At 42.4% G+C, this 12421-nt stretch carries 9 protein-coding genes; 1 reads left to right on the top strand and 8 read right to left on the bottom strand.

From position 1 onward, the window contains the following. Nucleotides 1–55 precede the first annotated feature (55 nt). A complete protein-coding gene (gene pta / locus AAC147_RS14335) occupies nucleotides 56–2200 on the top strand; it encodes a phosphate acetyltransferase (RefSeq protein WP_047682299.1) in 2145 nt (714 codons plus the stop codon). A gap of 184 nt (nucleotides 2201–2384) precedes the next feature. Here the strand turns inward: pta and AAC147_RS14330 are convergent, their stop codons facing one another. The 8 genes from AAC147_RS14330 to AAC147_RS14295 all read right to left on the bottom strand — a co-directional run. Then, nucleotides 2385–2792, bottom strand: coding sequence for a GNAT family N-acetyltransferase (locus AAC147_RS14330; protein ID WP_047682297.1), 408 nt, complete (start codon nucleotides 2790–2792; stop codon nucleotides 2385–2387). Nucleotides 2793–3262: 470 nt separating this feature from the next. Next, nucleotides 3263–4657, bottom strand: a complete 1395-nt coding sequence (locus tag AAC147_RS14325; protein ID WP_052189565.1) for an amino acid permease — start codon at nucleotides 4655–4657, stop codon at nucleotides 3263–3265. 46 nt (nucleotides 4658–4703) lie between these two features. Beyond that, nucleotides 4704–5693 carry a succinylglutamate desuccinylase gene (gene astE / locus AAC147_RS14320; RefSeq protein ID WP_047682295.1) on the bottom strand — a complete coding sequence of 330 codons (990 nt, stop codon included), beginning with the start codon at nucleotides 5691–5693 and terminating at the stop codon, nucleotides 4704–4706. A gap of 11 nt (nucleotides 5694–5704) precedes the next feature. Beyond that, nucleotides 5705–7048: an N-succinylarginine dihydrolase gene (astB, locus tag AAC147_RS14315; RefSeq protein WP_047682293.1), complete on the bottom strand. Its 1344-nt coding sequence runs from the start codon at nucleotides 7046–7048 to the stop codon at nucleotides 5705–5707. A 52-nt stretch (nucleotides 7049–7100) separates the two neighbouring features. After that, complete coding sequence (astD, locus tag AAC147_RS14310) at nucleotides 7101–8579, bottom strand: succinylglutamate-semialdehyde dehydrogenase (RefSeq protein WP_047682291.1); 1479 nt, start codon at nucleotides 8577–8579, stop codon at nucleotides 7101–7103. Further along, nucleotides 8576–9667: an arginine N-succinyltransferase gene (gene astA, locus AAC147_RS14305; RefSeq protein ID WP_047682289.1), complete on the bottom strand. Its 1092-nt coding sequence runs from the start codon at nucleotides 9665–9667 to the stop codon at nucleotides 8576–8578. The genes astD and astA overlap by 4 nt, the downstream gene beginning before the upstream one ends. Nucleotides 9668–9688: 21 nt before the next feature. Next, nucleotides 9689–10900 (bottom strand): aspartate aminotransferase family protein, encoded by a 1212-nt coding sequence (locus AAC147_RS14300; protein ID WP_047682287.1) that lies wholly within the window; start codon nucleotides 10898–10900, stop codon nucleotides 9689–9691. 621 nt (nucleotides 10901–11521) lie between these two features. Continuing rightward, a partial coding sequence (locus AAC147_RS14295) for a thioesterase domain-containing protein (protein WP_047682285.1) occupies nucleotides 11522–12421 on the bottom strand: 900 nt, incomplete at its 5' end.

The following is a 12421-nucleotide window of genomic DNA, read 5'->3' as shown; positions in this document are numbered from 1 at the left end:
TTATCGCATTTACATCATGTTGATTGACTAACGAGCAACCGTTAAAGAGGTTTCCGTGTCCCGTACAATTATGTTGATCCCGACTGGCACCAGCATTGGTTTAACCAGTGTCAGCCTGGGGGTAATCCGCTCCATGGAGCAAAAAGGCGTTCGCCTGAGTGTCTTTAAACCTATCGCGCAACAACGCAGTAGCGGTTCCCAAGACAGAACCACGACAATTATTCGTTCTCACTCCAGCATTCACGCTGCTGAGCCCTTGGAAATGGCTTATGTGGAATCTCTTCTGACCACCAATAAAAAAGATGTGCTGATGGAAGAGATCGTGGCTCGTTACCACGCTAACACTAAAGACGCAGAAGTGGTTCTGATCGAAGGTTTGGTTCCGACTCGTAAACATCCATTTGCGCAGTCTCTGAACTATGAAATTGCCAAAACACTGAATGCTGAAATTGTCTTCGTTACTGCTCTGGGTACTCATTCCCCGGAACAATTAAAAGAACAGATTGAACTAAGCCGCGCAGAATACGGTGGAAGCAAGAACAAGAACATTATCGGTGTCATTGTCAACAAGCTGAATGCCCCGGTTGATGAGCAAGGCCGTACTCGTCCTGACCTGTCCGAAATCTTCGACGAAGCAACAAAAGCCACTGTTACTCATGTTGATCCGAAAACTGCATTCAAAAACAGCCCACTCCCAATTCTCGGCTGCATTCCCTGGAATTTCGATCTGATCGCCACCCGTGCGATTGACATGGCAAAACACCTGAAAGCAGACATTATCAACGAAGGGGCTATCCAGACCCGCCGTATTAAATCTGTGACTTTCTGTGCCCGCAGTATTCCTAACATGCTGGAATACTTCCGTCCTGGCTCTCTGCTGGTAACTTCAGCAGACCGTCCTGATGTTCTGATCACTGCTTGTCTGGCCGCCATGAACGGTGTTGAAGTTGGTGCGGTTTTGCTGACTGGTGGTTATAAGATTGATGACTCCATCCGCGAACTGTGTGAACGTGCCTTCAGCACTGGTCTGCCTGTATTCACCGTGAACACCAATACCTGGCAGACTTCCCTGAACCTGCAAAGTTTCAGTCTGGAAGTTCCTGCGGATGACCATGAGCGTATTGAAAAACTGCAAAACTACGTTGCACAGCACATCAGCAACGAGTGGATTGATTCCCTGGCAGCCGCTTCTGAACGTCCGAATCGCCTGTCCCCACCCGCATTCCGTTACCAGTTGACCGAACTGGCACGTCAGGCTGGCAAACGTATCGTTCTGCCGGAAGGCGATGAGCCACGTACGGTTAAAGCGGCGTCTATCTGTGCTGAGCGTGGTATCGCTGAATGTATTCTGCTCGGTGATCCAGAAGAAATCCGCCGTGTGGCAGCCGCTCAGGGTATTGAACTGGGTGCTGGCGTTGAAATCGTTAATCCGGCTTCTGTGCGTGAACGTTATGTTCCACGTCTGGTTGAACTGCGTAAAAACAAAGGCATGACCGAAGTTGTTGCCCGTGAACAACTGGAAGACAACGTTGTTCTGGGCACAATGATGCTGGAACAAAGCGAAGTTGATGGTCTGGTTTCCGGTGCTGTTCACACAACGGCAAACACTATCCGGCCACCATTACAGTTAATTAAAACTGCACCAAACAGCTCTCTGGTCTCTTCTGTATTCTTTATGTTGCTGCCAGAACAAGTACTGGTTTACGGTGACTGTGCAATCAACCCGGATCCAACCGCAGAGCAACTGTCTGAAATCGCGATTCAGTCCGCAGATTCTGCCAAAGCATTTGGTATCGAGCCTCGCGTTGCCATGATCTCCTACTCCACCGGCAATTCTGGTGCTGGCAGCGATGTAGAGAAAGTTCGTGAAGCAACTCGCCTGGCCCAGGAAAAACGCCCGGATCTGATCATTGACGGTCCATTGCAGTACGATGCGGCTATCATGGCAGACGTCGCAAAATCCAAAGCACCAAACTCTCCGGTTGCTGGTCAGGCTACCGTGTTCATCTTCCCGGATCTGAACACCGGTAACACCACTTATAAGGCGGTACAGCGCTCTGCGGATCTGGTTTCTATCGGGCCAATGCTGCAAGGTATGCGTAAACCTGTTAACGACCTGTCCCGTGGCGCACTGGTTGATGACATCGTTTATACCGTTGCACTGACTGCTATTCAGGCAACTCAACAAGAAAACGCCTAATTTTTAGGTGACTTGTCTTGTACGGTCCCGGCTTAAAGATGGGGGACCGTACAAACTATACGTCTGGAAAAATAATATAGCAGAAGTCATCTCTAAGCGGCCCGATCGGGCTACCTGGGAATACTTTTCCAGCAAAACATGACTAAATTATTCTGAAATTTATTGTTAGTATCAGTTTGAATTCCTATATAGTGCCCTTGAAAGTATATTCCCCATCCATCAAAAGCCATAGATTACTTTTATTAGGTTCAAGTATCATCTCGTTTTTTCCACAATAATCAAAACCCATACGTAAATAAGCTTGCTCTGAACCACTAAAAGGTGAAAGACTCACTTTTCCATTTCTTCCATATTCTTTTGATTTATTGACAGCCTTTTCCATCAATAAAACACCACAATCACGACAACCGGGATGAGTTAACAAATTTTTAACTCTAGGAGATTCTTCTTTCCAAGAAAATATCAATATACCTATAGGTGCACCGTCAATATAAGCCACAAAACAACAAATATTTTCTTGCTCAGAGGATTCAAAAAGCAGCTCTGTAAAAAAGACTGTGAAGATCGAATCATACACAGTGTAGCATGGCATCTTTCATTCCAATCTTTTTGGAAGTCCATGATTTTCTCACCTTTATTAGGTTCATATAACCATTCTTTTTTAATATTTCTTTCTATATTTCTAGCAACCATTATTCCCTCTGAAAAAGATACTTCCTTTATCACAAGAAACCACCTGGCATTAAAAGACTCTAAATTAAATTTCATAATACACACCCACACAATAATACTAATTAAAATTTAATTTTTGTGATTAACAATATAAAATTACTATAAACAGATTCTCAAATAGTTTAATAACATAGAATAATTAATTTTAATTAATAGGTTAATATTTTTTATTTCCAAATCTGTGTAATTCATTAAACACAGATTCAATAGTAAAGCACAATCTCACGAATTTCTATATTCACAATCATTATTTTTAAACAAGGGATATAATCAATTTCAATTAAAATAAATGGCAACCTCAGCTAATCAATAAACTCCACTGATTTTATACTACTTATGTTTTTTCCGCATACGCCATAAAATTTCCAATATCAGAAACCAGATAGGTGTGCCATACAATGCAATACGTGTATCATAATCAAAGATCATAATCACTACTGTGAAAGCAAAAAATATCAGGGTACACCATGTCATCGGAATACCCATTGGCATTTTATAGGCAGAAACCTGGTGTAAATCAGGCCGTTTCTTACGGTATGCCAGATAAGCAAGCAATATCATGCACCAACTATAAACAACCATGATGGCTGCCACCGTTGAAACAATAGTAAATAACTTCATAACATTGGGAATGATAAACAGCAGAAGTACACCACTTGCCATACAAACAACAGAGAATATCAGACCGAAAATCGGGATTGCATTACCCACCGAAAGCAGACCAAATTTACCATGCGCCAGCTTTTCCGTGGACAAGCCATACAACATGCGGGTACAGGCGTACAATCCACTGTTTGCTGAGGACATCGCTGAAGTCAGTGCCACAAAATTAATGATTGCGGCTGCGGCTGGTAATCCGGCTAATGCAAACAACGTAACAAATGGGCTGACTTCCGGAGAAATATTCGGCCATGAAGTGACTGCAATAATACACATCATGGAAAATACATAAAAGATAATGATACGGATAGGAATACTATTAATGGATTTTGGTAAAATTTTTTCCGGCTCTTTCGTTTCAGCCGCAACAGTCCCCACCAGCTCAATGCCGGTAAAAGAGAAAATAGCAATTTGAAAACCTGCCAGAAACCCGATTATACCATTGGGCAAGAAGACTGCTGGCTCAGTCAGGTGACGAACAGATGCTGTGACTCCATTAGGTGAAGTCCAGCCAACAACAACCATCCCTACCCCAACAATAATCAGTGCAATGATTGCCACTACTTTGATCATGGCAAACCAGAATTCAGCCTCTCCGAACAATCGCACCGTAAAAAAGTTGCATAAACACATCAACCCCAAAATAAACAACGCGGTAAGCCAAAGGGAAATATCAGGAAACCAGTACTGAATATAGCCACCACATACCACAACATCGGCAATGCAGCTCACTACCCAGCTCATCCAATATGTCCATCCGAGAAAATAACTGGCTTTTTCCCCTAAATAATCAGCAACAAAATCGGCGAACGTACGGTAATCCAGCTTAGTGAGCAAGAGTTCTCCCATTGCTCGCATAACCATGAAAGCAAAAAAACCGATCAACAGGTAAGTCAGAATAATGGAAGTGCCTGATACAGCTATAGTTTTCCCTGTCCCCATGAATAGTCCAGTCCCGATAGCGCCACCAATGGCTATTAACTGGACATGACGTTTTCCTAATCCACGGTGAAGTTTCTGTGCGCCTATGGGCTGTTCTACAGGTGTTTTTACCATATTCGTCATCAATAACCTCCACGGTTTCTGTTTATGATAAATTTACATCAATTGATTACATTATTTGCTCCAATAACAGACCCGCTCTCAGACCAATGGCAACATTGGCATTAGGGAACAAAATAAAGTTTGCCGGGGAAATAATTTCCCAAGATTGATTTTCCTGACTGGCAATTTCAAAACCATCCGGCAGGGCAGTGAAGTTTTTTGTATCTTCTGAAATATGAAGCCGGAAGCTATTGTCTTGTTTGATAATTGAATCGATAACGCGATAACGTTTGATTGTTGGTTTTTCCCGTTTAACAGAGAATGAACCTGCTACCAGATTATATAATGCCGTCGTGATATTTTTGAAATGAGTCAGATCATTCTGTCCAAAGGGATACACCTTGCCAATTTCCATCGTACAACTGTCCATGTTGAAATATTGGCTGGTAAATTGACTGAAAGTACTGCCTTCACTTTTATGGAAAACCAGTGCATCAATATCGCATCCCTCCAGCCACTGTAATAAATCAGCCGCATACTCACGCTGTTGGAAAGGCAATAAAGCAAATTGTTCATGAAAGGAACCACGTATGGCGGTATGCAAATCAAGATGCCAGCGTTGTGTTGATGTCATAACTACAGGCTCCTGAAAGAATCGCCGTATCACAGATTCCAATTCTGCCGCCCGTTCTGATTCAATCCCGGTAGGGAAATTCTGATACCGCCCACCAAACATACGATTGAGATCATTGTGGATATAGCGCTTATTGTCACGCATGGCGGGCACATTACCGAAAATCAGCAATAAGTTATGCTGTAATGGTAAAGTTCCCTGCACCAGTTGTGATAATAATTGGAGCAGAATTTCCACAGGAGCCGTTTCATTACCATGTATTCCTGCGGAAATAATCAATGTATCGTTTTTTCTCTCTTGTGGAATTAGCTGTAATACCCCTTCCGCCAACCATGCTGCTGTTAATGAGGACGGAAAGCTGAGCGTGTTCTCAAGATTTTTTCCAAGTGGCTTCTTTTCAAGCAATAACGAAAGTAAATCCATCTGTCCTCCGATTAACGCTGAAATTCATAGACAGAACCGATATTGAGGATCTGAGTTAATTCATCCAGAGCAAAATAGACTTCTGTTAACAATTGAGGATCAGCCAGATCACCGGCATACAAAACATCACGATAATGGCGTTCAACCCAATCCGTTAAACGCAGGTACAAATCTGGGGTCATCAGTACAGCCGGATTGACTGCTGCTAATTCTTCCTCTTTCATGGCAACCCGAAGCCGCAGACAAGCCGGACCACCACCGTTACGCATACTTTCGCGCAAATCAAAGAAATGGAGTTTACTGATGGGTGAATTCCCTGACACAACCAGAGACTGCAAATACGCTGAGACATTGGCATTTTGCCGGCACTCTTCCGGCAAAATCAACATCATATTGCCATCAGGCTGGCTCAAAAGTTGACTGTTGAAAAGATAAGATCTTACCGCATCCTGAATGGTCACTTGCGATGCCGGTACTTCAATTGTGATCAACGTTTGCCCCAAATGTGCCAGTTTTTTCTCAAGTTCAGCAAATACTGACTGCTGGTTTAAAAATGCCTGCTCATGGCAGAAAAAAACATTCCGGTTACTGACTGCAATCACATCGTTATGGAAGACTCCGCTGTCAATAGCAATGGGATTCTGCTGAGCAAAGACCGTTTGTGCCTCTTCAAGCTGATGTAATCGTGCGATGGCCTGACTTGCTTCCAATGTCTGCCGCGCAGGATAATGTTCTGGTGTTATCCCGTTCTGAAAGGCACTACGCCCATAAACAAATAACTGCACTCCCGCTTCATCATACTCACCACAAAAACGATTGTGATTTGCTGCACCTTCATCGCCCCAGTCAGCATGTTGGGGTAACGGATCATGATGGACAAAATAGTTCTGATCAGAAAAGACCGCCTTTAATGCCAGGGATGTTGTGGCACTCTCCAGTGAGCGATGCAGCTTGTTATTCAAATTTGCTACCGTAAAGTGAACTCGCCGATCTGCACTATCAGCAGAAGGTGAAACGGTTGCGGCATTAGCTGCCCACATGGCAGAAGCTGAACTGAGATTGGATAATAATAACGGTGAATAACGTGCAGCTTTATTTAATACCTGCTCATCATTGCCTGTAAACCCAAGTTGCCGCAGGACGGGTAGATTAGGACGTTGTTGCGGAGGCAAAACCCCCTGTACCAATCCCATATCAGACAATGCTTTCATTTTTAGTAACCCCTGAAGTGCCGCTCTGCGAGGGTTAGACTCTTGTCCACGATGATTCATTGAGGCTTCATTACCCATCGACAACCCGGCATAATGATGTGTCATGCCCACCAAACCATCAAAGTTTGCTTCAATTCCCGACATAATGACCTCGTCTCTTCCTGCTGTTCATTGAAAATAATGTTAATCAGAAAAATTAAGAGCGGAAAAAATCAAGCCCCGGCACAGGGGTATCAGGCAGAACTAATTTATCTGTCGCCAGAGATGCCATCGGCCAGGCACAATAATCTGCGGCATAGTAAGCACTGGGGCGATGATTACCTGATGCGCCAATCCCGCCAAAAGGTGCCTGGCTGGAAGCGCCGGTCAATGGTTTATTCCAGTTCACGATTCCGGCTCTTACTTCCTGAGACAAACGCTGAAAAAGACGCTCATCAGGGGATATCAATCCCGCTGCCAGACCAAACCGAGTGTTATTAGCAATGGAAATAGCTTCCTCAAAACCGTCATAGCGTTGCAACGTCAACAGAGGACCGAAATATTCTTCATCTGGAACCTGACTGACCCCCGTCAAATCGACAATACCAGGGGTCATAAATGTAGAGTGAGGATCGGGCTGTGTTAAAGTAAGCAGCGCGTTGCCACCTAATGCTACTAATCGCGATTGAGCATCCAATAAACTTTCTGCCGCAGTCAAAGAGATAACGCCCCCCATGAAAGGTTGAGGATCGGCATCCCAACGGGATGGAACTATCTGACGTGTTGCTTCGACCAACCGCCGGATCAGTGCATCTCCCCTCTCTCCACGTCTTACCAGCAATCTGCGGGCACAAGTACAACGTTGCCCGGCGGAGATATATGCGGATTGAATGATGGTATACACCGCTGCATCCAGATCCGCATAATCATCCACGATCAAGGCATTGTTGCCCCCCATCTCCAACGCCAGCATTTTTTCCGGTTGCCCGGCCAATAAACGATGGAAATGAAAACCGGTTGTTGCACTGCCCGTAAACAATACACCGTCAATCTCGCGGTTATCCAGTAAGGCACCACCAGTATCTTTGCCTCCCTGAACAAGATTTAATACTCCCGCAGGCAAACCCGCCCGGATCCATAAGGCCATGATTTTTTCTGCTGTTATTGGGGCCAGCTCACTTGGTTTAAATACTAATGTGTTACCAGCGATTAATGCAGGAACGATATGACCATTAGGTAAATGCCCTGGGAAATTGTAAGGGCCGAAAACTGCCATTACACCATGAGGACGATGCTGTAATATGGCTTTGCCATCCGGCATAGTAGTTTCAGAATAACCTGTTCGTTGCTGCCATGCTTCAATGGAGATAGCAACTTTACCCATCATGGATTGAACTTCCGTCCGGGTTTCCCACAACGGTTTGCTGGTTTCTTCACTGATCACACGGGCAATTGTTTCTTTTTCCTGTGCTAATAAAGCAGCAAACGTCTGAACAATAGCAATACGCTTTTCAACTGCCAGTTTTGCCCATAGCGGAAACGCTCTGCGGGCTGCCTGGCAGGCTTCATCCACTTGATTAACAGAAGCACTATGTGCTTGCCATAAAACGGTCTGATCAAAGGGCGAATATTTGACGAGCAGCACACCTTGCCCTGCAACCCAATTACCATCAATGTAATTTGCCTGATAATTCATTGTGAAGTTTCCTCTGAAAAAAGAGCAACACAGCGCACTGATTCCCCTTCTGCCACCTGAAGTGCATCCATTTCTGCGGAAGTCAGCCTCAGTTCATTATTATTTAGTACGTTATTATTTAACGAGTTATTATTTGATGAATTAATGCCAGCAGGATCAGGAATATTCAGTAGCAACGCTTTAAAATCCTGAAAATGCAGGTTAGAGACAATATATAGTCTGCCGCTGCACTGTCTGGAAACATTTTCGCATCTTTGTACAGATACAAGCTGACTTGCTTTTACTGCTCGTACCTCATCAATATCAGCCTGTAAAATGGCACCGGCGTCAAAAATATCGACCAAATCGTGATAGGTAAAACCTTCTTTTTCTAAAATGATACGGGCTGGTACAGTATTCTCATGGACTTGACCGATAGCCCGTTGAGCCGCTTCAGGCAACAGAGGGACATAAATCGGATGGAACGGCATTAATTCAGCAATAAATGTTTTCGCACCAATGCCGGTTAAATAGTCTGCCTGTGCAAAAGGGACATTGAAAAAGTGTTGCCCAAGAGCATTCCAGAATGGCGATTCTCCCTGTTTATTTACCACTCCGCGCATTTCCGCAAAAATAGATTTCGGAAAAAGATGACGAAAGGCCGAAATAAATAAGAACCGACTTCTGGAAAGGAAAACACCATTGCGTCCTCCATGATAAGTAGGATCAAGGAACAAAGTACACAATTCACTGCACCCGGTATAATCCTGACCAACAATCAGCGTTTCAAAGGCGTTGTAAACACCTAATTCGCGGGATGAGCGCACCGATTTCTGTACCCGGTAATTATAGAAAGGCTCCTCTAACCCAACCGCAACTTCCAGCGCACTCACCCCAATAACACGATGCTTTTCCGTGTCTTCCAGAGTAAACAAGAATCCCTGCTGTGAGCGTCCGCGGGCATCATTAAATGAATCAATACTGCGTGAAATCCGGGATGCCAAGTATTCCTGATTGTTTGGCAACGATGTTAAACCAACTCCAGCACAAGATGAGAGATTGAGGATATCCCCCAAATCTTTATGTTGAACGGATCTGAATAGCATCATGGTATCACCTCAAAACTACTTTTATTCCTGAACAAATCGCTTGAGGGCGCTCTCAAGCCGGGCAAAGCCTTCGTTGATATCCTGTTGTTCAATATTTAATGCCGGCGCAAAACGCAGCACATCCGGCCCGGCAATCAAAGTAATTAACCCTTCTTCCGCCGCGATATTGTTCAGAACCTTAGCCTTGCCCTGATATTTTTTCTCCAGCTCTGCCCCTAGCAGTAACCCCTTGCCACGGATTTCACTGAACAGCAAGTAACGTTGGTTCAAAGTGGATATCTGCCGGATAAATTCATGGTGGCGCGCCTGCACACCTGCCAGGAATTCCCGCTGATTGACTATACTCAATACCTTATGAGCAACTGCGGCTGCCAACGGGTTACCACCGAATGTTGTACCGTGTGTACCGGGTTGGAAAACCTCGGCAATATGCTGTTTAACCAGCATAGCCCCGATAGGGAAACCCCCTCCTAGCCCTTTCGCACTGGTTAATATATCTGGTTCAACACCTGCTTCTTCGTAGGCATACAGATAGCCCGTGCGGCCAATTCCTGTCTGTATTTCGTCAAAAATCAGCAGAGCCTGATGTTGATCACACAATTCCCTTAAAGCCTTCAGGAATGCCTGATCAGCAGGAATAATTCCCCCTTCACCAATAATGGGTTCAACAATAACCGCACAGGTTTTTTCAGAAATATGTGCTTTGATCGTTTCAATATCGTTATAAGGGAGATGGGTAATTTGTTGCGGAAGCGGGGCAAAATCTTGTGAGTATTTGGGTTGTCCCCCAACTGTTACTGTAAATAATGTTCTGCCGTGGAAAGAGTTTTCAAATGAGATAATTTCGTTTTTATGGCTGCCATATCTATCTAAAGCATATTTTCTGGCAATTTTCAGTGCTGCCTCATTCGCTTCAGCACCAGAATTACAGAAAAAAACCTTATCAGCAAAGGTAGTTTCAACCAGCTCTTTTGCCAGTTTTAGGACAGGTTCATTTGTATAACCATTACCGATATGCCAGAGATTTTCCATTTGGGCGCTTAACGTTTCTTTTAATTCATTATTGGCATGTCCCAATACGTTAACAGCAATACCTCCAGCAAAATCAATGTATCCTTTTCCATCCTGATCCCACACTCTGGAACCTTCAGCTCTGACCGGAATAAAGGGTGCCGGTGAGAAACAAGGAACCATATACTGATCAAACCAACTTCTCTGAATCGTTTTCGACATTTGTTTTACCTCGAAAAAATGAACAAGAAAGGCGATTATGAATTCCTATTTAATAGAATATTTCTTCAAATTAATAGATAAAATCTTATTCTCTATTAATTATTCTATTGATTTCCAATTAAATTCATTCATTCGATAAATATTTCATTTAATTTTCAAATTAATCTTCCAATGCCTTTCATTACCCCTTTTGGTTAACAATTGATCGAATCATTACCTTGATTTTTAACAAAGTCAACACAATAAAATCACAATAAATTTACTTTATGATGTTTTTCACAATTTATAAAAATGATTTTTTCTTCAATTTATGCAATGTTTATGCATAAAAACTAAATAAAAAGAGGTATGAAATTAAGCACTGACGAAAAATTAGTTTTTTTGCTCGATAATTATTCAGTTATTAAGGTGGTATTTTTTGATCAGATGTATCAAAAAATATTTGCAAATACAAATTCTTAATATAATCAAAAAACATTATATTAAAATCATATGGTTAGCTAATATTTCTATAGAGGAATGTTAGTGTCATTCAGAGAAACTGGTCTGATAATCCCCCAGAAGTTGATTACCGTTGCTTCTGGAGGATCATTTAATTGTAGTCACACAGTGTGTTGAAACTTATTCAGTAAATATTGATACACCTTGCTTAACTGAATTTTTATTAATGATTTCATCTTTAATAATGGAAGTAGCTTCAATGATATCCGAGTGAGAGTAATGTTCAATTAATTTAATCATTAAAGGATTAGTAACCCAGGCAGAAATATTATTATCCGGCATTTTGGCTACTAACTGATTTACCAATACCCCAATTTCTCCTTTGTAACTTTGATCAGTTTTTCCTGCTTTAAATAGAATAATTTTTGTATGCGTTAATTTACCACTTAAGTCGCAATTAATAATTTTATTTTCAAAAGGAATGGCTTCCAATACTTTATTTATATAAGTATCCTCAGCCCCCATCTGTTGTAGTTTTTCTGTAACAGCCTTAATGACATATGACATATCCATTTGATTTTTTACTCTTTTTAACTCCTCGGTATTTATTATTGTATCTAATAAAAATAACTCGATATCTTTTGCTCCATTCTGTTCAAGTTGAAATGCAATTTCCATCGCTAATTGTCCTCCTAATGACCATCCTAATATTCTGATAGGTTTATCAATAGAAGTTTCAGTTAAAATCAATTCTAAATAGACTTGAGCTATTTTTTCTAATGAACTAATAGGATATTCCGTCAGCAAATTATAATTATTGATACCTATACAGTGATATACATCAGATAATTCATTAGCCAAAGAAGTATATACCTCACTACCGCAATTCGCTGCATGAACCATAAACAATTTATCTGTTGCTGTTGATTTTGGCGTTAATTGATGAAGCAATTCACATTTAGAATGCCCATCCTCCAACCATCCTGCTAGCAAAGACACAGATCGGTAACTAAACAATATATGCAATGGGATCTCAATCTCCATTTCACGATGAAGAGCGGCTGCCAGTTTAATCGCCAG

This window comes from Xenorhabdus sp. NBAII XenSa04 (assembly GCF_963866145.1).
Taxonomy (GTDB): domain Bacteria; phylum Pseudomonadota; class Gammaproteobacteria; order Enterobacterales; family Enterobacteriaceae; genus Xenorhabdus; species Xenorhabdus indica.
Note: the sequence above shows the minus strand (reverse complement) of the source record. Positions and strands in the feature narration are given on the sequence as shown.

Bases quoted from the DNA above. Each gene is read 5' to 3' on its own strand.
- astA (WP_047682289.1), bottom strand. From the start codon at position 9,667: ATGATGCTATTCAGATCCGTTCAACATAAAGATTTGGGGGATATCCTC.
- astE (WP_047682295.1), bottom strand. From the start codon at position 5,693: ATGGATTTACTTTCGTTATTGCTTGAAAAGAAGCCACTTGGAAAAAAT.
- AAC147_RS14300 (WP_047682287.1), bottom strand. From the start codon at position 10,900: ATGTCGAAAACGATTCAGAGAAGTTGGTTTGATCAGTATATGGTTCCT.
- astD (WP_047682291.1), bottom strand. From the start codon at position 8,579: ATGAATTATCAGGCAAATTACATTGATGGTAATTGGGTTGCAGGGCAA.
- AAC147_RS14330 (WP_047682297.1), bottom strand. From the start codon at position 2,792: ATGCCATGCTACACTGTGTATGATTCGATCTTCACAGTCTTTTTTACA.
- astB (WP_047682293.1), bottom strand. From the start codon at position 7,048: ATGTCGGGAATTGAAGCAAACTTTGATGGTTTGGTGGGCATGACACAT.
- AAC147_RS14325 (WP_052189565.1), bottom strand. From the start codon at position 4,657: ATGACGAATATGGTAAAAACACCTGTAGAACAGCCCATAGGCGCACAG.